Origin of the sequence: Vibrio sp. YIC-376, assembly GCF_052353105.1 — a bacterium.
Classification (GTDB): Bacteria; Pseudomonadota; Gammaproteobacteria; order Enterobacterales; family Vibrionaceae; genus Vibrio.
On record NZ_JBBWFK010000009.1, the window covers coordinates 111,741 to 134,703 of the forward strand.

17 protein-coding genes are annotated in these 22,963 nt (G+C 43.5%); 6 read left to right on the forward strand and 11 right to left on the reverse strand.

The annotated features are described in order from the left end of the window. Positions 1-530 precede the first annotated feature (530 nt). The 7 genes from WJM94_RS17375 to WJM94_RS17405 form a co-directional block, all read right to left on the reverse strand. Entirely contained in the window at positions 531-3,254 is a 2,724-nt protein-coding gene (locus tag WJM94_RS17375) for a cation-translocating P-type ATPase (protein ID WP_444495456.1), read from the reverse strand. A gap of 239 nt (positions 3,255-3,493) precedes the next feature. Beyond that, the gene (locus WJM94_RS17380; RefSeq protein ID WP_444495457.1) at positions 3,494-4,918 is read right to left on the reverse strand and encodes an alanine/glycine:cation symporter family protein; all 1,425 of its coding nucleotides are present in this window, start codon (positions 4,916-4,918) and stop codon (positions 3,494-3,496) included. Positions 4,919-5,347: 429 nt separating this feature from the next. Then, positions 5,348-6,016, reverse strand: a complete 669-nt coding sequence (gene artM, locus WJM94_RS17385; protein WP_444495458.1) for an arginine ABC transporter permease ArtM — start codon at positions 6,014-6,016, stop codon at positions 5,348-5,350. Continuing rightward, entirely contained in the window at positions 6,013-6,702 is a 690-nt protein-coding gene (gene artQ, locus WJM94_RS17390) for an arginine ABC transporter permease ArtQ (protein WP_444495459.1), read from the reverse strand. The genes artM and artQ overlap by 4 nt, the downstream gene beginning before the upstream one ends. A gap of 1 nt (position 6,703) precedes the next feature. Further along, the gene (locus tag WJM94_RS17395; RefSeq protein ID WP_444495460.1) at positions 6,704-7,435 is read right to left on the reverse strand and encodes a lysine/arginine/ornithine ABC transporter substrate-binding protein; all 732 of its coding nucleotides are present in this window, start codon (positions 7,433-7,435) and stop codon (positions 6,704-6,706) included. Positions 7,436-7,516: 81 nt separating this feature from the next. Then, positions 7,517-8,245, reverse strand: a complete 729-nt coding sequence (gene artP, locus WJM94_RS17400; protein WP_444495461.1) for an arginine ABC transporter ATP-binding protein ArtP — start codon at positions 8,243-8,245, stop codon at positions 7,517-7,519. Between the two features lie 386 nt (positions 8,246-8,631). Beyond that, a complete protein-coding gene (locus tag WJM94_RS17405; protein WP_444495462.1) occupies positions 8,632-10,017 on the reverse strand; it encodes an FAD-binding oxidoreductase in 1,386 nt (461 codons plus the stop codon). An 855-nt stretch (positions 10,018-10,872) separates the two neighbouring features. Here WJM94_RS17405 and WJM94_RS17410 point away from each other — a divergent pair. Continuing rightward, a complete protein-coding gene (locus WJM94_RS17410) occupies positions 10,873-12,390 on the forward strand; it encodes a DUF6851 domain-containing protein (protein ID WP_444495463.1) in 1,518 nt (505 codons plus the stop codon). 606 nt (positions 12,391-12,996) lie between these two features. Beyond that, positions 12,997-15,171: a catalase/peroxidase HPI gene (gene katG, locus WJM94_RS17415; RefSeq protein ID WP_444495464.1), complete on the forward strand. Its 2,175-nt coding sequence runs from the start codon at positions 12,997-12,999 to the stop codon at positions 15,169-15,171. Positions 15,172-15,280: 109 nt separating this feature from the next. Here the strand turns inward: katG and WJM94_RS17420 are convergent, their stop codons facing one another. Further along, on the reverse strand, positions 15,281-15,529 hold the full coding sequence (locus tag WJM94_RS17420) for a hypothetical protein (protein WP_444495465.1): 249 nt from the start codon (positions 15,527-15,529) through the stop codon (positions 15,281-15,283). Between the two features lie 120 nt (positions 15,530-15,649). Here WJM94_RS17420 and WJM94_RS17425 point away from each other — a divergent pair, with 120 nt between their 5' ends. Further along, positions 15,650-16,498 carry a helix-turn-helix domain-containing protein gene (locus WJM94_RS17425; protein WP_444495466.1) on the forward strand — a complete coding sequence of 283 codons (849 nt, stop codon included), beginning with the start codon at positions 15,650-15,652 and terminating at the stop codon, positions 16,496-16,498. On the opposite strand, the gene WJM94_RS17430 is transcribed toward WJM94_RS17425, so the two are convergent. Both WJM94_RS17430 and WJM94_RS17435 read right to left on the reverse strand, forming a co-directional pair. Beyond that, positions 16,495-17,607 (reverse strand): succinylglutamate desuccinylase/aspartoacylase family protein, encoded by a 1,113-nt coding sequence (locus WJM94_RS17430; protein WP_444495467.1) that lies wholly within the window; start codon positions 17,605-17,607, stop codon positions 16,495-16,497. The two genes, WJM94_RS17425 and WJM94_RS17430, sit on opposite strands and share 4 nt — an antisense overlap. Before the next feature lie 89 nt (positions 17,608-17,696). Continuing rightward, complete coding sequence (locus tag WJM94_RS17435; protein ID WP_444495468.1) at positions 17,697-18,467, reverse strand: transporter substrate-binding domain-containing protein; 771 nt, start codon at positions 18,465-18,467, stop codon at positions 17,697-17,699. Between the two features lie 280 nt (positions 18,468-18,747). Between WJM94_RS17435 and WJM94_RS17440 the strand changes: the two genes are divergently transcribed. Further along, positions 18,748-19,656 (forward strand): homocysteine S-methyltransferase family protein, encoded by a 909-nt coding sequence (locus WJM94_RS17440; RefSeq protein ID WP_444495469.1) that lies wholly within the window; start codon positions 18,748-18,750, stop codon positions 19,654-19,656. 8 nt (positions 19,657-19,664) lie between these two features. Next, positions 19,665-20,996 carry a basic amino acid/polyamine antiporter gene (locus tag WJM94_RS17445; protein WP_444495470.1) on the forward strand — a complete coding sequence of 444 codons (1,332 nt, stop codon included), beginning with the start codon at positions 19,665-19,667 and terminating at the stop codon, positions 20,994-20,996. 70 nt (positions 20,997-21,066) lie between these two features. Here WJM94_RS17445 and WJM94_RS17450 read toward each other — a convergent pair whose 3' ends face one another. Beyond that, positions 21,067-21,672 (reverse strand): TetR/AcrR family transcriptional regulator, encoded by a 606-nt coding sequence (locus WJM94_RS17450; protein WP_444495471.1) that lies wholly within the window; start codon positions 21,670-21,672, stop codon positions 21,067-21,069. A 151-nt stretch (positions 21,673-21,823) separates the two neighbouring features. Between WJM94_RS17450 and WJM94_RS17455 the strand changes: the two genes are divergently transcribed. Then, positions 21,824-22,867: an alkene reductase gene (locus WJM94_RS17455; RefSeq protein WP_444495472.1), complete on the forward strand. Its 1,044-nt coding sequence runs from the start codon at positions 21,824-21,826 to the stop codon at positions 22,865-22,867. Positions 22,868-22,963: the final 96 nt, after the last annotated feature.

Genomic DNA, 22,963 nt, shown 5'->3' on the forward strand with positions numbered 1-22,963 from the left:
CTACAAAGCTCAACTGGAAGAACAAAATATAGGAAAGATGTTAATGAAAGTCAGATTAGAGCAACTAAAACAGAGAGCTCTAAATAGAGACTTTATGATGGTGCAATATTTAAATACTATAAAAAACAAAATTTTAAAATTCACGAATAAGCTGTTTCTATTTACAACTATATTCATTTTCGGGGGTTATTGTTTTTTAATATTATCTCGCGAGCACTTTGTGACGATCAGCCACGAGTTATTTGGCGAAACTATCTACATTATGAATTCGATCTTCTTAGATATTGCGCTCAGCAAGCCTCTTATATTACTACCAATAATGGCATCTATTGTCGTCATAAGTAACCATAGTAAAAACCAGACCTTGTACAAACAACTACACTACAACCTAGTAAGTGCTCTACTTTCAACACTTATAGTAAGTGTAATACTGTACTTGATATATGTTCGGTAGACTATTCGGCATAAAGAATAGCGTGGATTCCCTTCCCCGAGATAAATGCAACTAAGAACATAATAGCCGCAACGACTTACCAATTAAGCCATTTCAATACAAAAGCATTTTCTTTGCGGATGTACATACGGCGCAGCTCATCACCAAGAATAATCAGTAACGCAAAAGGAACACTCAGTAGTATGTGCCAGGTTTGCAGCGGAGCTGTACCGAAAAAGGTATTACAGATAGGGACATAACTGATTAATCCAAGTAATAGTAACTCTGTAGAGATACCAAGTATTACCAGTCGATTGGTCAGAATTCCCATACTAAATAGACTTTGGCGACGAGTACGGCAGATTAGAACGTTAGCGATCTGGCAAATAATAATGGATGCAAAAAATGCTGTGACGGCGGTTTGATACAAGGGGTCATTGGCTGGCAATGCCGAACCCCATTGCCATCCGCCTTCAAACAGCACCATGAAGAAGCAGAAAAAACCAGCGCTGGCTTCGATAATACCAACGACGCCATAGCTTCTGAAAAGCAGGTTCATCGTGAACAGTCTTTCCTCTCGGGGACGTGGTGGCTGCTGCATAACATCGGATTCAGGCTTTTCTGAACCCAGACCAAGCGCCGGTAAAATATCGGTTCCCAAGTCTATTGCGAGGATCATGACCACGGTCAACGGCAAAGGTATATCTAATAAGACATAAGCGATAAATGGCAAGATTTCCGGTACGTTACTCGTCAGGATATAAGCAATGAACTTTTTAATATTTTCAAATATCGCCCGCCCTTCTTCGACGGCGGCAACGATCGTGGCAAAGTTGTCATCCATTAAAACCATATTACTGGCCTCTTTAGCGACATCGGTTCCCATTACGCCCATAGCGACGCCCATATCCGCATTTTTAAGTGCGGGAGCATCATTAACTCCGTCACCAGTAACAGAGACGACTTCTCCCAGCGATTGTAAGGTACGGACAATTCGTAATTTTTGATCAGGATTGGTTCGTGTAAATATGATCTCCGGCTCTGTTAATCGTGCTTGTAGCTCCGAGTCAGACATACACGCTAGTTCATCACCACCAATGACCGTACCCTCCCCCTTGACCAATCCAACCTGGCGAGCAATCGTCTCTGCAGTAATGGCATAATCACCAGTGATCATAATGACCTTAATTCCCGCCCGACGACAACGACGAAGTGCATCGGGAACCTCAGGTCGAGGGGGATCTTGCATACCGATCAATCCAATCAGAGAAAATCCGTTTTCACTATCCAGTGATGGCTTGCTTAGTGGGAGAAAAGCTATCGCTAAAACTCGTTGTCCGCGTTTGGCTAAACGCTGAAAATCATCAAAGAAATGCTGCCGGGTTGCGTCGTTCATTTCTTGTTGCTCACCATCGAGCAGATAAGAATCGCATTTGTGTAATACTACTTCAGGCGCGCCTTTTAACCACGCGACGTAGCTGCCGTTATCGGTGGTATCACTACTATTGATGGTGATCATCCGCCGAGTCATAGAATCAAATGGGAATTCATGAAACCTCTGTTTTGTATTATCGACATCGGTCAACCCGTTCGCGTAAACCAATAAAGCCCCCTCAGTCGGGTCACCAGTAAAACCTTCCTGACGCAAATAAGCGTTGTTGCAAAGCACCATGGCATCCAGGAGCTTATCCACCCCCTGTTGTTGCATGATGGAACGGTCCCATACCACAAATTCCCTTTGGTTCAGAATCACTGTTCTCACACTGATGAGATTCTGCGTTAGCGTGCCTGTCTTATCGGTGCAAATGACCGTTGTGCTGCCCAGAGTTTCGATACTTTCCAGATTTTTGACTAGGGCTTTTCTCTTCGCCATTCGTCTATTTGCCATCGTTAAAGCAAGCGTTACGGTTGGCAACAAGCCTTCTGGTACATTCGCGACAATAATACCAATGGCAAAAATGAGGCTGTCGATTTGTCCTTTACCGATAGCGACACTAATTGCAAAAAAGAGCACGCCTAATACAATGGCAATAAATCCGATTATACGGGTAAAGCGTCGTAGCTCCTTGCGTATAGGCGTTTCAACTTCATCTGTTTCCTTAGTAAGTTTTACCACATGGCCAAACTGAGTATTCATACCCGTACTGTAAACAATGGCCTTGCCATCACCGCTTTGTACCAGTGTTCCGGAAAACACCATATTACGGCTTTCGAGTATGTTAGGACTGGTTGATTCAAGGTGACGTAATTGTGGTTCGCTTTCACCGGTTAAACTGCTGAGGTCGATTTTTAACTGGGCGTGTTCGAGCAGTCGTCCATCAGCACAGATGCGATCCCCTTCAGACAACAGCATGACATCGCCAGGTACGACAGTATCAGCTCGTATACTTGTTGCCTGACCATCACGGAGCACCGTCACCATTTGTGGTAACAACTTACCGAAGCTTTCCATGATCCGCTCCGTCTGATGCTCTTGAATATAAGTAAAAATCACGTTGAGCAGCACAACAGCAAATAGCGCATAGGCAATGTACAAGTTACCCTGACCGGGTTCGAGACGTTCGGCAACTAAGGCCAACAGACCACCAATAACTAATAACACAGCAAAGTAATTAAGAAATAAGCGCAAGAACTTAATGAGTTCGGACGTTTTTTCCTTAGCTTGTAGATTATTGGCACCGTAGATTTCAAGGCGTTTTATAGCTTCAGAGGAAGTTAGCCCTTCTTCACTTGAAGAAAGATCGTCTAACAATAAATGGATATCAACCTGATGAGCATCATGTAAATGGAGCTTCTCAGTTTGACCGGAATCAGTATCCACGGAACGTTTCTCCATATAGGGAAAACAACCGAAAAAAGTAGAGGCCTCGAAAAACAGGGACCATATAAGGCCTTTTATAGTGCAGTGTATTTCTCATACTGACTATTCAGCCAATATCTACGGACGGAGCTTCTTGCCTAGTAGATGTTCGAGACTGAGGTAAAACTCCCTTCCCTATCAGCTTGGCGCGTCGTGGCTCAAGTGAATAACAAAAGGAGCTTTATATCTCTATACGTATTTTATTTTTTAGGTAACCAAGCAGTACGGTCAATATCCAAATCCGGGAACTCATCTGGGTTAAATTCCGGATGTTCAGCACCAGCTGCAAGCTTTATCCTGTAATCTTTCAACAAGCGCATTGCAGTTGGGAACAACATTATTAATGCAAGCAAGTTCACAATGGCAAGAATCCCCATCATTGGATCTGAGAAGAAGAATACAGAAGTCGCTCCCGGGGCAACTGCGCCGATAAATACGATAGCAATCACCGCAATACGTAAAATGTGTAATGACAACTTACTCTGAGACATAAACGTGAGTGCGTTCTCACCCAAATAGTAGTTGTAGATAACAGAACTGAACGAGAACAACAAAATTGCACCGGTCAAATAGTACTGTGACCAATGCCCAAGATGTGAGACCAAAGATTGTTGAGTAAGTACAACACCGTCAACACCTTCTGCTCCAGGAACATATACATCCCCAAGTAAAATGACAAAAGCTGTGCAGCTACATACAACAATGGTATCGATAAATACAGAAAGGGACTGAGTAATACCCTGACTAATTGGGTGCGATACATCCGCAGTTGCCGCTACGTTTGGCGCAGAACCTAAACCTGCCTCGTTAGAAAACAGACCTCGACGAAGGCCATTCGCCAGTGCAGCCCCCATACCACCACTTACGACTTCCTCAATACCGAAAGCGCTTTTAACGATAGTTACAATCACTCCCGGAATCTCAGTGATGTTCATAACGATAACCACAAGCGCTAAGGCAACATAGGCAACCGCCATAATCGGTACCACGACATCGGCGGTTTTTGCGATGCGGTGAATACCACCATAAATGATAAAACCGACGACCAATGAGAGAAACACACCAGTGTATAAACGGTCAACGCCAAGGCTGTCGGCTACAGCCCCGGCGACGGTATTGCCCTGAAACGCGTTAAATCCGATCGCGAAAGAGGCAATCAAACATACGGCGTAAACGTAGGCTAACCAGCGATAATCTTCACCAAGACCATGAATAATGGTTCTGGCAGCGCCACCACGGAAATCGTCCCCTTCTTTTCGTTTGTATAGCTGTGCAAGTGAACACTCAACAAGGCTGGTTGCCATACCAACGAGAGCCACAGCCCACATCCAGAATACGGCACCCGGACCACCTAGTGTGATAGCGACGGCCACACCCGCGATGTTACCACCTCCTACACGACCACCAATGGAGAGTAAAAGCGCTTCACGGCCAGAGATTGCTTTTGCATCTGCAGTCTGGTTTTTCGTTAGTAATACATTGAACATGCGCTTGAAGAATCTGAACTGAACAAAATCAGTTACGATTGTGAAAAAAAGACCAAAGATCACTAGGAAAGGCACAAGAGCCCAGCCCCATGTGAGGTCTCCGATTATGCCGAAAAATGATTCAAGAATTTGCATCATTCCTCCTCAAAATAATTACAGGCTGTCTGGTTTAAAGCTTATTTAACTGATAAATAAGATCATTTGGAAATTATTGTTTCTATTTCATGATAATCGGAACGTAGCTTTTCTTTTTTCGATAAAACATCATGTATCTACAATGATAGTCACGGAATGTTAGGAGAGGAAAAAAGATTATCTTCTTAAAATATAATGATGAATGTTGTCTCATCTCTGATTAACCAGCAATGGTTCATCAGAGTAACGTGTAGCTTGGTTTAAAAAGGTTTTGAAACTGGTGACCTAAACCTATACCAAACATTTAGCGGAGGTTAAAACGTAAGTGTATCTCGGGTCTGTGAGTCCAGAAAATATCAGATTTACCAATAAAAAATGCCTCTATTCAAGAGCCTTGAATAGAGGCATTTTTGTAACCTGATTGACTCGGCTTTATACGGCTTCGAATGCCAAAGCTTTCTTCTCAACCTGACGGAAGATAAGCGTAAGAATACCGTTTACCGTCAGGTAGAAAGCACCCGCAACACCAAACACGGTAAGGGTATCGTATGTTTGCGCGTTAATTCTCTGCGCGTAGCCCATTAGATCCATAATTGTGATCGTACTTGCCAAAGATGTCCCTTTGAAAACCAAGATCACCTCATTTGAATATGCCGGAATTGCTCGACGGATGGCATACGGAAGCAATACTTTTAATGTCGACGATTTGTTCATCCCTAGTGCACGACAAGCCTGCCACTGACCAGAAGGAATCGCGTTGAATGCGCCTTTAAATAGCTGAGTACTGTACGATGCGGTATTTAAAGCCAGTGCGACCATCGCACAGAACCAAGGTTGGCTTAACCAAGTCCACATGAAGCTTTCTCTGATCGCATCAAACTGGCCCGGACCATAATAGACCAAGAAAATCTGAACCAATAACGGCGTGCCAGTGAACAAAGTGATGATGCCACGGCTCAGCCAATGCAAACCTGGAGTACGCAGTATCAGCGTTAAGGTCATCAATAAGGCCAGAATACAACCGACAACCAGAGAAGCAACGGTCAGTTGAATACTGGTACCAAGACCTTCAACCAACTGCCAAACATGTTGTTCGTTCATGCGGTTGCCTCCTGTCCCATGCTCATACCTTGAACAGAAAACTTCTTATCGATCAGTTTCACCGCTCGTTGTGTTACCAAGGTAATCACCAAATAAACCGCAGCCGCAGTCGCGTACCATGTGAAGGCCTCATGTGTTGCAGCTGAGGTAAGCTGAGCCTGTTTAAGAAGATCAGTCACACCAATCAGAGAAACCAATGCAGTATCTTTAAGCAATACCAACCATTGGTTAGTGAGGCCCGGAAGCGCGTGCCTTACCGCTTGGGGTAAGACAATGCGTACAAACGCTTGTGCTTGGCCAATCCCTAATGCACTTGCCGCTTCTCTCTGCCCTTTGCCAACTGCTTTCAATGCACCACGGAGGGTCTGAGAAGCGTAAGACGCAAAAATCAGTGAAAGTGCAATCACACCAGACAAAAACGGGCTAACCTCAATAAAGTCTCCAGTGATCAAAAACAGAACCTGAGTTGAACCAAAATAAATGAACAACACAACAAGCAGTTCCGGCAAGCCGCGTATTACCGTTACGATGGCTGTCATTGGCCATTTAACAATTACTCTACGAGACATTTCACCACTGGCGAATACCACTGCCAGAATCAAACCGACTAATAGGCTTGCAAAAGCTAATTGGACCGTCATCCAACTAGCTTGTACAAGTGATAGAGAGTAACCCGTTAACGCCATATTAGTTACCGAAGTACTTATTGAAGATTACGTCGTATTGGCCGTTCGCTTTTACTGCTTTAAGAGCTGTGTTTAATTTAGTCGTCAATTCTTGATTGTCTTTGTTTAATGCGATACCAAAACCATTACCAAAGTATTTTGCGTTAGTCACACGCTCACCCACGTAGGTTAGGTTGTCTTCTTTCTTAAACCACTCTGCTACAACCGCTGTATCACCGAAAACTGAGTCGATACGACCATTTTTCATATCAATGAATGCGTCTTGATAGCTTGAGTAAGGTACCGCAGTCACACCCGGAAGTTGCTCAAGAAGGTAAGTTTGGTGAGTTGTACCATTTTGAACACCAATACGTTTTCCCTCTAGCTGGGTCTTATCCGCAATTTTGCCTTTTACAGAAACAAAAGCAGCTGAGTTATCGTAGTACGAGTCAGAAAAGTTTACTTGCTCCAAACGTGCATCAGTGATGTCCATTGCAGAGATAGCCGCATCGTAACGTTTGAATTTTAATGCAGGGATCAGGCTGTCAAAAGCTTGGTTATGGAAGCTACATTTCGTTTCCATTTCTTTACAAAGTGCGTTAGCAAGATCCACATCGAACCCTTGGATTTGGTTATTCTCATCCATGTATTCGAATGGTGCGTAAGTCGCTTCCATCGCGAATTTGATTTCTTCTTGTGCCGCTGCATTCGCAGAAATAAGGCCGATAAGTGAAGCTAGTAAAATCTTTTTCATTGCAATACTCCGTGTGTACGTCTTAGGCTGACACTCGCAATGACAGCCGATCATCTGTGATTGTTTATTACTGTTTTGGTTTTAGTGTTTTAAGTAATCTGCAAACTGGGTAGTTTGAGGATTAATAAATGCGTCGTTTGTACCATGCTCAACAATATGTCCTTTCTCAAGGTACAAAACATGGCTGGCGATCTTCTTGGCAAAGTCCACTTCGTGTGTCACCACAACCTGAGTAATGCCAGTTTCACTCAAATCCTTAATGATCTTAACAACTTGGTTAGTGATCTCAGGATCAAGTGCTGCGGTAGGTTCATCAAAAAGAAGTACTTCAGGTTTCATCATCAACGCACGAGCAATGGCAACACGCTGTTGTTGACCACCAGATAGCTGCATCGGCCAAGCTTCTGCTTTATCCGCCAAATGCAATGTCGCCAAAATTTGCATCGCCTGCTGTTTTGCTTCGTCTTTCGCCATACCAGAGATTTTGACTGGTGCTTCAATCAAGTTCTCCATAACTGTCATATGTGGCCAAAGATTGTATTGCTGGAACACCATACCCACTTTACGGCGAAGTACTAAACCTTGCTTCTCTTTGATTTCAGTTGAAAAGTCGAAAGCGTCATTTGCGATGTTTAGCTTGCCGTTATCTGCACCTTCTAAAAGGTTTAGAACACGCAGCAGAGAGCTTTTCCCTGCCCCACTCGGGCCTAATAACACCAGCGTTTCACCGCTTTCACAATTAAAACTGACATCGTGTAGAACTTGTGTATCACCGTAGGACTTATTGATCCCGCTAACCTGAATACTCATGCTGTCATACCGCATTAATTGTTACTGGGTATTAATTTTACCAACAAGTCTTTTTTATGCAATATAAATGTATAAAAATATACATTGTTAATTTTTTGTATGAGAAACTGGCATCATAACAGAGCTTATGACTGGTTTGACGAGTAGAATTTTAACGAAATTTATTGAGAGAGAAAGCAAGTTATCGCTCATGTATAGATGGGGCAAAAAGGGTACAAATGAGGCTATTAACGAACACAATTACTGCACCTACTCTGTACAAACCAGCCTAGGATTGTTTCTCCCCCACAACTCAGCGATATTTATGAGAGTTGTGGGGGAGCCTATCGTTGACCAACGTGTTAACAGAGACAAAACAAGTCGACGAAATCTTTATTCAAAACTCGTCACTCTGGCTTGATGTTTTGATTCATTCTGAAAAGGTTCGTTGGATCATATTTCTTCTTAATCGCTTGTAAACGCGCATACGTCGGTCCATAAGCCGATTCTGTGCGTTCTGCTTCATCCTGAGTTAAGAAGTTAATGTACGCTCCACCACTGGCAAACGGCTTGGTTTTATCAAAGAACTCTCTCGCCCACGCAATACACCGTTGGTCCTCAGATTCTGATTCCCAGCGACCATGAACATTAAGCACATAATTAGCATCACGGCTAGAATAAGCCATCGCATCCGGCGCAGGACGAGAAGTAACACAGCCAATTGAGGCGATAAAAATCTCACATTGCGTAGATGGCAGCTTACCTGCATATTCTATCGTCGCGTCAATCACTCCTTCACTTACCTTTGTAAAATTATGAGACTTCCAATAGTTACGAGCTCCGGGAGTTAACAACGGATCAAAGGCTTGCTGCCATGCAGCATATGGTTGTACACCAATATGCTCACCATGCGCGTCACCAAACGATCGAAGCGGCGCAATCAGTTTTTCACCTTCAGAAGGGTCTCCTACATAACACATTGCAAGAACAACCACCTCTTTACCATGAACACTTTCTGGTAAGAATGGCAAAGGCGGTGCTTTACGGGTTACCATCCAGACACTGAGTTCTTCTGGGGCTGTTTCAGTAAACTTGGCAAACTGACTTAGGACAGATTTTGCTTGGTCAAATGGGAATACAATTAGGCCGCTGAGAACATCCGGGCCAACGGGGTGAAGTTGATACTCAAACTGAGTAACAATCCCAAAATTGCCGCCGCCCCCTCTTAACGCCCAGAACAAGTCTGCGTTTTCAGTGTCACTGGCTAATAACTGACGGCCATCTGCTGTCACTACATTCGCTGAAACAAGATTATCAACCGTCATACCATATTTACGGCTTAACCATCCAAAACCACCGCCAAGTGTCAGACCTGCGATACCCGTCGTAGAATTGATTCCGACTGGAGTCGCCAATCCGTAGTTTTGTGTCTTCGCATCAATATCGCCTAATGTGCAACCCGGCTCCACTATTGCTTTTTGAGCAGTTGGATAAACCTGCACTTCATTCATCAGTGAAAGGTCTATCATCAAACCATCATCACATACGGCACTCCCCGCAATATTGTGTCCTCCTCCTCGAACTGAGACGAGTAATCCATTATCACGGGCGAAGTTTACCGATTGCGCAACATCATCAGCAGACTTACAACGAGCGATCATTCCCGGTTTGCGATCTATCATCCCGTTCCAAATTTGTCGTACCTCATCATAAGTAGGATCATCAGGTAAAACGACATCGCCACCAAAATGTTTTTTAAAATCTTCTACCTTAGAGTTTTCGATATTTTTCATACAAGTTGCCTTTCACGTTTTACATGAGCACTTGCGAACATTTGAATAATACTATTTAAAACTATGTCCAAGCCCCTCATATTTAAACGTTTATTCAGAGTAGCTATTTCCAGTTAAATAATTAACGCTCTACAACTCAAAATTTATTTAAAGTAGAGAGCACACCGTTTATTTTAGGTGAAATATACAAATGAGCTATTATCATATTTTCTTGAAAACTCATCCGACCTCATTTTCAAGTAGCATAAAATATAGAGCCAATATTCTAATTTACTTATACACCCACTAACACGTTAAAAAGCGATTAAAGTGTATGAACAAATTTGCTTTATGGTGCCGAAAATTCGTCTCATTACTGATAATTTAGTTAAATAAATGTTAATACCAAATCATAACAATCACTTATGGGTAAATTTCCCTTTTATGCACTTCAACACTGTTCGACATCAATAGTTTGAATCCGGTGCAGAGACTTTACTGATTAGCATGCACATCAGAAGGAATTATTCTCACAAGAAAAAATCCATCTAACCCATTGTTTATAATTAAAATAGCTAATCTAAAATCACGCTCATCTATGTTCACTAAAAGTGCCAGAAAGATAATCAACAATAGTGATATTTATTCCATAAATGACATTAAACCAGTAAGTGTTATAACTCTCTATTAACATTCATATGAATTATACCTGACATGAAAATCATTCTTCACGCCAGCAAAAAAAGGAGAGCATTAATAGAAAATTAGGAATATGGCATTAATTTATATGGAATAAATTTTATGAAGTTTAGTTGGAAGTATTAATCGATGTTTGAGCTGTTACGTCCAATACTTCGGTTTAACAGGATATGAGACATGATAATTAAACCCTTTTCCTCGAAGTTAGCCACCAGCACGCTTTTACTAACAATGCCTGGAATTTCTTATGCGTTTGAATGTACGATGGGGGCGCCCAATATATGTGCACCTGCGACGGTAATTGAGGCCGCGGTCCCAAAACTACTTTCAACAGTAGCTCCGGGTGATGCCCCGCTTATATTGAGAACTACCACGTTAATCACAGCAGCATGGTTTGATGCTATTGCCCCTTATAGTGAAACTGCAGTTGGCGTACATTCCAATTTAGGTCGCCTTGATTCTGGTGGTAATGATTCCAATAGAAACATCGCTATCATGTACGCGAGTCACAAAGTTCTGAATAGCTTGATGCCACAGTTCGCAAATGATTGGGATAGCATGCTTCTATCTGTAGGGCTAAACCCAAATGATAGCACCTTAGACCCAAGTGTAGCGGTAGGCATAGGCAATTTAGCCGGACTTGCTGTTGTCGCAGCTCGGGAGCATGACGGCATGAATCAGCTAGGTACGGACTGCAATCAGTACTATCCAAAACCCTATGCGGACTGTTCTGGCTATAACCCAGTCAACACTGCGGAAAGATTAATAAATCCGCGAAGATGGCAACCAGACACTCTTACTTCAGGTAACGGCATCTTTTTTTCTCAACAATTTGTTACCCCTCAACTTGGAACGACTACACCTTTTAGTTACGAACAACCAACAGTAATGGCACCTGTTCCTATTAGATCGTACGCGATGACCCCGAGTGGAAAGCCATTTCCTGCCTACGTAGAACAAGCTAACGAAGTGTTAGATGCTCAGGCAAATTTAACTGATGAGCAGAAACTGTTTGCTGAGTTTTACGACAATAAAATCATAAGCTTAGGTTATTCAACATTAGCAGCTACTTTTCATTATCACTTATCATTGGAACAATTTGTTCAGTTAGATTATTTGGTTAACGTCGCAGCATTCGATTCTGCTATAACGATCTGGCATAACAAGCGCAAATATGACGCAGTAAGACCGTTTAGCGCTATTAGGTATCTCTATAAAAACGATGATGTCGTCGCATGGGGTGGTTCTGGGATGGGTACAGTGACTGACCTAAAAGGTAGCGAATGGCGTCCATATCTACAATCGGCGAATCATCCTGAATACCCTTCTGCAAGCGCCAGTTTTTGTCGTGCCCACGCTACTTCAACTAAACGATATCTGCAAGAGGAAATCGGACTATCATATGACGATGCTAACGACCTAAGTTTTTGGCAGCCTGGAGCCTTACCTCCTCAATTCGAAGTTTTAGATAAGCAACCTGGCTCCTCGCTGGTTGAGCCAGGCGCAACACCGCAATCTCAAACCGTTTTGGGCTGGAATACCTGGGATGATTTTTCTGACACCTGTGGATTGAGTCGTTTGTGGGCGGGAGTCCATTTTTACGATTCTATTCCAGCTGGACAATCCATCGGGGATCCAATTGGTTCTAATGCCTATGATTGGTTGAAATCATATATAAATGGTACGCCAAACTAACACGATGTTTTGACTGATAACTAAGCATCCATAAATAACTCGTCTTTCTATAGGTAACAGCAATATCTTTTGGACACCTTAAAAAGACGAGTCTTCTTAAAGATATTATTTAAACGTCGTAGACGTAAGTTCTAAATTTATTTTTTAATGATCCTTGTTGCTCTCCCGGACATACCCTATTCCAATCACGATTTTCGCTTCCCTTTAGCACCAGAATTTTATAAATGTCAGCACTTATCCGAAAAAAAGTTAACACAAGAAAGAGATGACTTCACTGTATGTCATTGTACGTGCTCTACTTTGTTAGTCTTCTACAACAGGATACTTTCCCACAAAAGTTCTTTTTTCGTTTAATAAACAAACTCCTTTCTCTTTCATTTTTTTGATTAGTGCTTTTACTTAAAAATAAGAACCATGATTGATAGGATTCTCTTATTAAATTAATCGGTCTAATGAATGTGATAACTATGAAAAACCTTACTATTATCAAATTCAAGTTACTGAGATGTATCGACATTAATTTCTAGATGAACGACTTAATTTAAAAGACCTCTAAGTTGTCTGTTTAGATAAGAACTATTATTTCACTGCTACAAAGGACACCCTATGAACAACAGCGATAAAAATTCAGCAGGAAAATGCCCTGTGATGCACGGCAGCATGACATCTACAGGTTCGACCGTGATGGAATGGTGGCCGAACGCTCTTAATTTAGACATTCTTCATCAACACGATAAAAAAACAAACCCACTTGGTGAAGACTTCAACTACCGTGAAGCACTGAAAACGCTTGATGTAGAAGCGTTAAAATATGATTTGAAAGCACTGATGACTGACAGTCAGGAATGGTGGCCTGCAGACTGGGGACACTACGGCGGCTTAATGATCCGTATGGCTTGGCACTCTGCTGGTAGTTACCGAACTGCGGATGGTCGCGGGGGCGGTTCAACAGGTAACCAGCGTTTCGCTCCACTTAACTCATGGCCAGATAACGGCAACCTAGACAAAGCCCGTCGTATACTATGGCCAATCAAGAAAAAATACGGCAACAAAATCAGCTGGGCAGATTTAATGATTCTTGCAGGTAACATGGCGTATGAATCAATGGGCTTTAAAACCTTTGGTTTTGCGTTTGGCCGTGAAGATATCTGGCATCCAGAAAAAGACATTTACTGGGGTTCAGAAAAAGAATGGTTAGCTCCGAGTGGTGGCGAAGGTACCCGTTACTCCGGTGAACGTGACCTCGAAAACCCGCTGGCTGCAGTAATGATGGGCTTGATTTACGTTAACCCAGAAGGTGTAGATGGCAACCCAGATCCACTGAAAACTGCGGCTGACATGCGTGTCACTTTTGCCCGCATGGCAATGAATGATGAAGAAACGGTAGCGCTCACCGCAGGTGGCCACACGGTTGGCAAAGCTCACGGTAATGGCGATGCTGCAGATCTCGGTCCAGATCCAGAAGGTGCTGATGTTGAAGAGCAAGGCCTTGGTTGGATCAACCACAAATCTCGTGGTATTGGTCGCAACACAGTAACCAGTGGTATTGAAGGAGCATGGACGAGCCATCCGACTCAGTGGGACAATGGATATTTCAAAATGCTGCTCGAGCACGATTGGCAGTTAACTAAGAGTCCCGCAGGCGCTTGGCAATACGAACCTGTAAATATTGCAGAAGAAGACAAGCCAGAGGATGTTGAAAATCCATCTATCCGTTACAACCCAATGATGACGGATGCAGATATGGCACTGAAGGTTGATCCTGAATACCACAAGATTTCTGAGCGTTTTTACCAAGACCAAGAGTACTTTAACGAAGTCTTTGCACGCGCTTGGTTTAAGCTGACTCACCGTGATTTGGGCCCTAAAACTCGTTACATAGGTCCAGACGTGCCAGCTGAAGATCTTATCTGGCAAGACCCGATTCCTGCAGGTGTAACCAATTACAACGTGGATGCGGTCAAAGAGAAAATTGCAGCAACGGATTTAAGTGTTTCAGACTTGGTTGCTACAGCTTGGGATAGTGCTCGCACATTCCGTCATTCGGATCTTCGCGGTGGTGCTAATGGTGCACGAATTCGCCTAGCGCCTCAAAATGCATGGGAAGGCAACGAACCAGAGCGCCTTACTCGAGTTCTTGAGGTATTAACTAAGATTGCTGACGAATCAGGTATCAGTGTCGCAGATACCATCGTACTCGCTGGTAATGTAGGCCTGGAAAAAGCAATTAGTGCCGCGGGATATGACTTTACGGTTCCATTTGCTCCTGGCCGAGGTGATGCAACTGCGGACCAAACCGATATTGATTCATTCGATGTCCTTGAGCCTTTGGCTGACGGATTCCGTAACTGGCAGAAACAGCATTACGCTGTTAAGCCGGAAGAAATGCTGCTTGATCGCGCACAGCTCCTTGGTCTGACTGGCCCGGAAATGACAGTTTTACTAGGTGGTATGCGTGTACTGGGAACAAACCACGGCGGTACTCAACATGGCGTCTTTACAGACCGAGTTGGTGCACTGACAAACGACTTCTTTGTTAACTTAACGGACATGTCATACTCGTGGAAACCGACTGGTCGCAACTCTTACGACATTTGTGACCGTAAGACTGGCAAAGCGAAATGGACAGCAACACGCGTTGACTTAGTCTTTGGTTCGAACTCTATCTTGCGCTCTTACGCTGAAGTGTACGCTCAAGATGACAGCCAAGAGAAGTTCGTGAAAGACTTCATCTCGGCATGGACAAAAGTAATGAACGCTGACCGATTTGATTTGGTTTAAGTACTGATTTAACTCCTAAAAAATGCAATCAAATGCATATATATTTAAAAGCCGCTGAAGTCAGCGGCTTTTTGTTTACAGTGTAAATCTTTTACAACTTGCCCCAAACCTATGGGAATGGATCACTGCCTGTCTGGACATTAATGCTAACTAAAGAGTCGTTATCCACTTCAATAGTTGTGGCTCTATACCCTCTTGTACCACGACCTGAGCCACTTCGGGAGAGGCCATTACCTGCCCATATAACGCCTGAATAAACACCGCATTCTACTTGAGTATTCTCATCATTATCGCTGTTACATCCCCATAGAGTGGAAACAGATAGTAAAGTGACAAACAGGAACTTGTGTTGTTTCATTCTTGTTGTTCCTATTCCAAGTTAACAAAACGTTGTTCTGCTATACCATTTATCAGGTTTATGTGTACCAACGGATGTGATACAACACTTCCCTCTTGGTTTAAGCCTGAGGTGGCGTAAATGGAATCACAGCATCTTCCTGTTAATCTACGATTGCTTTGCAGTTATGTTGGAAGCGTATCTGAGTGCAGTCGAAAAATTGGTATCAACCGCCAACAATTTTCAAAGTACCTTAATGGTTATAGCCATCCATCCATGCAAAGCTTAAGAAAGATCTGTGACTATTTTGGCGTTGATAGTGATGAGGTTTATTTAGACCCAGAGCAATTTAAAGACCTCATTTCGACTCACAAGAAAAGCCTAGCTCCCGAGAGTCTTATGGAAGACAGTCCTTCTGGTAAACGCTATACCAAACAGCTAAAGAATATGATGGCTGAGTCTTCCCAATCTATCGAGCGCTACCTCGGTGACTATTACTACTATTACATGACTCCTTCGTATGAAGGCTGCGTCAGTAAGGGATTTGCTCGCCTGTCGGTGCAAAATGGCGTTGGATATTCCCATTTTTATGAACGAGCGAATCCAGAGCAAGCCATGCTAGAAGGTGCAGAAATTGGCAAGTTCGTCGGTCTAGTATTCTTGCTCGGTGAACGATTACAAATCGTCGATTACAGTGTTCATTGTCAACGTGCCATTTCGCAAACCATTTTATACGGAGCAACGAAAGGCAGCATTAACTTGCTGTCTGGATTAACAATGGGGATTCAGGGGCGTAACTCACGCATCCCTTTTACGTCACGAGTGGTTTTTGAAAAAATCAGCGATAAACCGTCGTTGAAAGAGAAGTTAAAAGACGTTCAGTTAATTGAAATAGACAGCGAGAAACTATCTCCCGCTATCCTTTCACGATTAACGTCTTCCAGCAGTATCGATAATCAGCACATCTTTACGGCTGCAGAGAACTTTTAAGGAGCAAGCAGGTAGCCACTGCGGATAATGTTTTCACCAGCAACGTTGCCAATTAGCATACCAGCCGTTGCCGTACGGCGATTCGTTCTGGAATAGACGCGCCCTGCTTGAGTCACTGTCACCTGCTCAACCTGATCGGTGATTGGATTAATGACCTCAGCAAACACCTGACCGGGTTCAACCCACTCACCCGCTTTCACTTTTAGGACGAGCACCCCACCCTGTGTTGATTTAAGCGTCTCTACCGCAGCGAGATCGCTGCTTGGAGCTAACCTCGAAGGCACTGTTGCAAAGTCACCTTTGATGACACCTAGTGTATGAAGGTAATGAAGGATGCCTTGGCTGTCCTGGTCTGCATATTCATCGTAAACGTCTGCCTGGCCTCTTAGCTCTACCGTCGTACCAACACAGCCTCTAGGAATGATGTCACCAAACTCTGTATTCAAACGCTGCCAAACCATATCGACACTACAATCAAATGGATTACCGCCAGTGTCATCCGCCAGCATGTTAACTTCCGAACCCAGTAAACGAGCCAGTGGCTCAATACCTTCCCATGAATAATAAGTGCTATAGAAATGAAGTATCGCTTCAAAGTCACAATGTAAATCAAGCATAACATCAGCATCATGACTTAACATTTGCAGTGCTTTTTGCTGAGATTGAAACTCTGTTTCCACGTGCCAGTTATCCAACGCCGTTTTCATAGCGGTGCGAATTAATTGTTTATTCGCTTCTTTATCGTCAGTCAGTTTCCCTTCAACAGCCTGCTTCACTTCGCTAAAGGTATCAAAATAACCACGGTTAAAGTTATGCCCATTCTCTAATTCATAGCGACCGAGATGAATATCCATGAGATGTTGGTTTTGACCAATTGGATTAGCCACCGGAACTACGACAATCTCTCCGATAATCTGACCATCAGCTTCCAACTGGACAAGCTGTTGTTTTAGTTTCCATGCGACCAGCATGCCAGGCAATTCATCAGCATGGAGTGACGCTTGAATGTAGATTTTTTTTCCGCTTCCCGTTTGGCCAAAGTGAAAGCTGTCGATATAGCGTTGAGTACCAATAACAGGTGAAATCAAAGGCGTTTGTTGATGCTGCATAAAGACTCTACTTGCTTATTATCATTTAGAAAAGGCAGTTAAGAATGCTCAACTGCCTTTGTTTTTTTATCTGTGAGCGGACTTAATGCTTACTTACTGTAAAGCTTTAACTCACCGAAGTATTTTTCTTGAATGCGGTCATAGGTCCCGTTAGCACGGATTCTTTTCAAACCTTCGTTGATCACATCAGCCAACTTCTGATCATTCTTACGTAATGCGATTGCAGAATCAGCAGGAAGCAGTTCGTCCTGAACTCGCGTGTTAGTGAAGTCATTGTGCTCACCCGCTTCAATAAAGTTGAACTGAGCTTGGATCATGTCCTGAAACGAAACATCAATACGGCCACTCACTAAGTCTGAATATACCGCGTCCTGATCTTGGTAAGTTTTCACTGTTGCACCGTGGCGTCCAAAACGTTCGCTCACATATTCTTCTTGCATGGCGCCCAACTGAACACCGATTGTCTTACCTTTTAGGGACTCAACGGTTGGTTCGAGATTGTCTTCCGCCTTGCTCAACATAGATGAGTACCCTGTCCATACGACATCCGTGAACAGCACTTGTTTCTTACGTTTTTCAGTCAATCCCAAAGAAGAAAATACCGCGTCAATTTTACGAACTTTTAAGCTTGGAATCAGACCATCAAAGCTAGATGAAACCCATTCACATTTCTTGTTCATCTCTTCACAGATGGCATTGCCAAGGTCAATTTCAAATCCAACGATTTCACCCTCTGGGGTAATAGATTCAAACGGAGGAAAAGTCGCATCAGTACCAAAACGAATGGTGTCCCCTGACGCGTATGTCATTGCAGAAAAAAGAGAAGATAAAGCTAAAAGTAGTACTCGAGATCTTTTCATAATTACGTCCATGATTATATTTACAACTTTCTTTACTCTATCGAGCGTATTTCTGCATGTCTATGTCAGGCTAGCAACAGCACTGCAGCAAGCTGGCGCTCATGAGCATCAACTAGCATCACATGTATTGATACGTAATCCCCTTATTGCGGTTCGAAACCTCATCACTCTTAACCTAATAAACACATTCACTTGTTAAACGACAATTAACAGTTGAATTTGGTAACGTTCTCAATTAGTTTTAGCCATCCAAACGGCTAGATATCTATAAGGTATAAAAATGAAAAATAAAGCGATGTTGATCCTTGATGGTGGAATGGGGAGAGAGTTGAATCGTCGCGGTGCGCCATTCCGTCAGCCAGAATGGTCAGCTCTGGCAATGATTGAAGCGCCTGATACCGTAAAAGATATTCACTCAGACTATATCCAAAACGGAGCTCAGGTAATCACCACAAATAGCTATGCCTTAGTACCTTTTCATATCGGTACACAGCGCTTTGAGGAACAAGGCCAAGCATTAGCATCCCGCGCAGCATTAGTAGCACGAGAAGCAGCGCAAGGAACCGCCGCTAAAGTTGCAGGCTCACTTCCCCCTTTATTTGGCTCATATCGCCCGGATTTATACGACCAAGGACATGTACGCGACCTGGCAACACCTTTAATTCGGGGAATGGCTGAGTCTATTGATTTCTGGCTTGCGGAAACACAAAGCTTAATTGCGGAATCCATTGCTGTGAAACAATTGGTAGACGAACTTACGTCAGAAGAAAAGCCATTCTGGGTTTCCTTCACGCTTGAAGACTCCGAACCAACAAGCGAACCATGCTTACGCTCAGGGGAAACAGTTAAACAAGCGGTAACCGCGATGGCAGAAGCAGGTGTAAGCGCAATCCTATTTAACTGCTGCCAACCGGAAATAATTGAAGAAGCACTAAACGTATCTGCACGTACACTTGCGGAACTGGCCTCATCTGAAATACGCATTGGGGCTTATGCAAATGCATTCCCTCCGCAACCAAAAGATGCAACAGCAAACGATGGGCTTGATGAGATTCGTGACGACTTAAGTCCGGAAGCCTACCTGATATGGGCGGAAAAGTGGCGTCAATCTGGTGCGTCTATCATTGGTGGATGCTGTGGAATCGGCCCTGAACACATTGCTAAGTTAAGTCAGCATTTCAAAGGGTAAGGTTAAATATGTCGCAAGGAAATCGAATTGGTTTAACCGCATTAACGGCTCTCGTATTCAGCTCTATGGTAGGCGCTGGAATATTCAGTTTGCCCCAAAATATGGCTGAAGTAGCGGGACTTAATGCGATGCTTGTAGGCTGGACGATTACTGGGGTCGGAATATTACTTCTGGCTGGCTGTTTCCTTCACCTATCCCGTCTTAAGCCAGAATTAGATGGCGGAATTTATGCCTACGCTAAGGAAGGTTTCGGAGATCTCGCCGGTTTCCTTTCTGCTTGGGGATATTGGTTATGCGCAACTATTGGTGTTGTTGGCTATCTTGTTGTCGCTTTTGCTGCCCTTGGTGCATTTGTTGATACACCTGATTTCACGCTATTCGGTGAAGGCACAACCATCTACGCCTTTATCGGTGAATCCGCAGTGTTATGGGCTGTTCATTACTTAATTTTAAGAGGCGTGAGTCAAGCAGCTTTCATCAATTTATTGGGAACGATAGCAAAGAGCTTACCTTTAGTTATTTTTATCTTTGCCGCTTGCTATTACTTCGATGCGAACACATTCCATATCGATACACAAGGTCAACAACTTGATCAACCATTTATGGAACAAGTCAAAGGGACGATGTTGATTACACTTTGGGTATTTACGGGTATTGAAGGTGCCGTCATCTTATCTAGCCGTGCGAAAAAGCGAAAAGATATCGGACGTGCGACTTATCTGGGCGTTATAGCCGCTTTGATTTTGTACGTTTTGATTTCTCTGCTTTCACTGGGTATCGCTTCTCGAGCAGAGATCGCCGCAATATCTAACCCCACAATGGCAGGATTAATGGCGATGATGACTGGGACATGGGGAAAGGTCCTGATCAGCGCGGGATTAATTGTGTCAGTTTTGGCTTCTTACCTAAGCTGGATTTTGTACTCTGCCGAAGTGCCTTACACTGCTGCTCAATACGGCGCATTTCCAAAGTTTTTCGCTAAATCGAATGACTCCGGAACACCGAAAAACTCTTTGCTACTTACTAGTTCCGCCGTCCAGCTCTGCTTGATACTTGTCATGTTTACGGGAGAAGGCTATAACACACTGGTGTTGGTTTCGACCTCAATGATTTTGATTCCGTATTTCTTGGTCGGGGCGTATTTGTTAAAGCTCGCTGTGATCACTAAGGCGAATTTCAAACTCAAATTAATTGGATTTGGTGCAAGCATTTATGGTCTCTGGCTAGTGTATGCCGCTGGTATAGATACGTTGTTATTATCAGCAATTCTCTATATCCCAGGCATTTTGCTGTACGTCTACAGTCGACGCAAACACAGACAACTCGTCACCACTTCGTAAAACAAGCCCAGTTAGACATTAAAAAGGATGGCTGTCATGCCATCCTTCCTTGAATATCAGGTCGAATTGCCTACCCTAGGACGTCTTCCTCGACGCAACTGCTTTTCAAACTGTGCATGATTTTGTCTACGAGCTGAGTCAGACGCGCTTCAGATGGTTTTGTACTCGCAAACGATCGCAAGCCATAAATATTCATAACCAGAAAGTCACTCAACAACTCGCAGTCTGTCTGAGGATCGATCTCATTGTTCGCTTTTGCCAGCTCCAGTTTAGATTGGATATTGCGTTTCCACTGCTCGAGCATATTACAAATGATTTGCTCAACCTCTTCATCTTGCTGGTCAAGTTCGCTTAAAGACTTTTGCAATAAGCAACCTTTACCGGTTTCACATTCGCTGTATTCGATAATGTCATGAAGATAACGTTCAAAACCAGGCAAGATATGTTTGGGATCATCAAAGAATTGTTCAAAAGACTGAGTCTTTGTCGTTGCATAGTGATCGAGAGCCGCAAGCAGCAAGCCCCTTTTGTTCTCAAAGGCACAGTAGATGGAACCCGGATGAAGCCCGGTCGCACGCTTCAAATCCTGCATGCTGGTTTTATTGTAGCCTTTGGCTATGAACTCATTCATCGCTGAGCTTAAAACATATTCTCGGTCGAATTCGGCATTTCTCATCTGGCAAGGCTCTGTAACTTTTCAAACACCCTAAGTTTACTGAGGTTAACAAGGTTTCACAAGCAATTTGAATGAACGTTCAAAAAATATCTTGAATGATCATTCAAAAAAGGGTTAGCATATTACCACAGCATTCATTAGGAGCATTCTCATGACAAAAACATTATTTGAAGCCTATAAACTCAACGACAAAATCACACTTAAAAACAAAATTGCGATGGCGCCACTGACGCGCTGTATGGCAGACGATGATCTGGTTCCTACTGACGCAATGGTGGAATACTACGCGAAACGTGCAGACGCAGGTTTGATCATTTCCGAAGCAACGATTATTCGTCCCGATGGCCAGGGCTACCCGAATACACCGGGACTTTATACGCAGGATCAGTTAGCTGGCTGGAAAAAAGTAACTGATGCGGTGCACGCAAAAGGTGGTAAGATCTTTGCCCAACTTTGGCATACTGGCCGTGTGGCGCATCCGCATTTCTTTGGTGGAGAGTATGTATTAGCTCCATCTGCGGTAGCGTTTGATGGCACCGTTCCTCGTATGCGCGAGCTAGTTTACACCGTGCCAAAACCAGCAACTCACGAAGAAATTGCTCAATTGGTAGAAGACTACGCACAGGCGGCACAAAACGCTATCGACGCAGGATTTGACGGCGTTGAGATCCACGCAGCAAATGGTTACCTTCTGGATCAGTTTCTGCATTTCGATACGAACCATCGAACAGATGAGTACGGTGAAACACCAGAAAATATGTCACGCTTCCCACTTGAAGTGATTGATGCAGTTGTTGCCCGTATCGGTGCAGACCTTGTTGGCTTACGCGTATCCCCTGCTGGCTACATGCATATAGAAGCTGACGCTCGTGACCGTCAGGTATTTGATTACTTCCTACCAGAAGTAGAAAAGCGTAACTTGGCTTACCTGCATGAAGGCATGTTCGACGATAGCGTGGAGTTTGAATTCCTTGGCGGCCGTGTATCTCAATACCTACGAGACACTTACTCAAAGACGTTGATGGGTGTGGGTGGCTATACAGCAGAAACTGGTGCAGAAGCAATCCAAGCGAATAAATTTGACTTGGTTGCCATTGGTCGTCAATTTATCGCGAACCCAGACTACGTTAACCGTATCAAGGAAAGGAAAGAACTTGTCGAGTACGATGCAGCGATGCTGGAAACGCTGGTTTAATTCTTTAAGTTAACATAGATATAAAAAACGGCTCTTTATGAGCCGTTTTTTTGATGGAGTGAAAGCATTGTTTAGTGAAGGAAGGGAATTTTTCCT

Excerpts from the sequence above, each read along its gene's own strand:
- WJM94_RS17430 (WP_444495467.1), bottom strand. The coding sequence starts at position 17,607 with ATGCAGCATCAACAAACGCCTTTGATTTCACCTGTTATTGGTACTCAA.
- WJM94_RS17380 (WP_444495457.1), bottom strand. The coding sequence starts at position 4,918 with ATGATGCAAATTCTTGAATCATTTTTCGGCATAATCGGAGACCTCACA.
- WJM94_RS17445 (WP_444495470.1), top strand. The coding sequence starts at position 19,665 with ATGTCGCAAGGAAATCGAATTGGTTTAACCGCATTAACGGCTCTCGTA.
- katG (WP_444495464.1), top strand. The coding sequence starts at position 12,997 with ATGAACAACAGCGATAAAAATTCAGCAGGAAAATGCCCTGTGATGCAC.
- WJM94_RS17395 (WP_444495460.1), bottom strand. The coding sequence starts at position 7,435 with ATGAAAAAGATTTTACTAGCTTCACTTATCGGCCTTATTTCTGCGAAT.
- WJM94_RS17420 (WP_444495465.1), bottom strand. The coding sequence starts at position 15,529 with ATGAAACAACACAAGTTCCTGTTTGTCACTTTACTATCTGTTTCCACT.
- artQ (WP_444495459.1), bottom strand. The coding sequence starts at position 6,702 with ATGGCGTTAACGGGTTACTCTCTATCACTTGTACAAGCTAGTTGGATG.
- WJM94_RS17405 (WP_444495462.1), bottom strand. The coding sequence starts at position 10,017 with ATGAAAAATATCGAAAACTCTAAGGTAGAAGATTTTAAAAAACATTTT.
- WJM94_RS17410 (WP_444495463.1), top strand. The coding sequence starts at position 10,873 with ATGATAATTAAACCCTTTTCCTCGAAGTTAGCCACCAGCACGCTTTTA.
- WJM94_RS17455 (WP_444495472.1), top strand. The coding sequence starts at position 21,824 with ATGACAAAAACATTATTTGAAGCCTATAAACTCAACGACAAAATCACA.
- WJM94_RS17435 (WP_444495468.1), bottom strand. The coding sequence starts at position 18,467 with ATGAAAAGATCTCGAGTACTACTTTTAGCTTTATCTTCTCTTTTTTCT.
- artM (WP_444495458.1), bottom strand. The coding sequence starts at position 6,016 with ATGAACGAACAACATGTTTGGCAGTTGGTTGAAGGTCTTGGTACCAGT.
- artP (WP_444495461.1), bottom strand. The coding sequence starts at position 8,245 with ATGAGTATTCAGGTTAGCGGGATCAATAAGTCCTACGGTGATACACAA.
- WJM94_RS17440 (WP_444495469.1), top strand. The coding sequence starts at position 18,748 with ATGAAAAATAAAGCGATGTTGATCCTTGATGGTGGAATGGGGAGAGAG.
- WJM94_RS17450 (WP_444495471.1), bottom strand. The coding sequence starts at position 21,672 with ATGAGAAATGCCGAATTCGACCGAGAATATGTTTTAAGCTCAGCGATG.
- WJM94_RS17425 (WP_444495466.1), top strand. The coding sequence starts at position 15,650 with ATGGAATCACAGCATCTTCCTGTTAATCTACGATTGCTTTGCAGTTAT.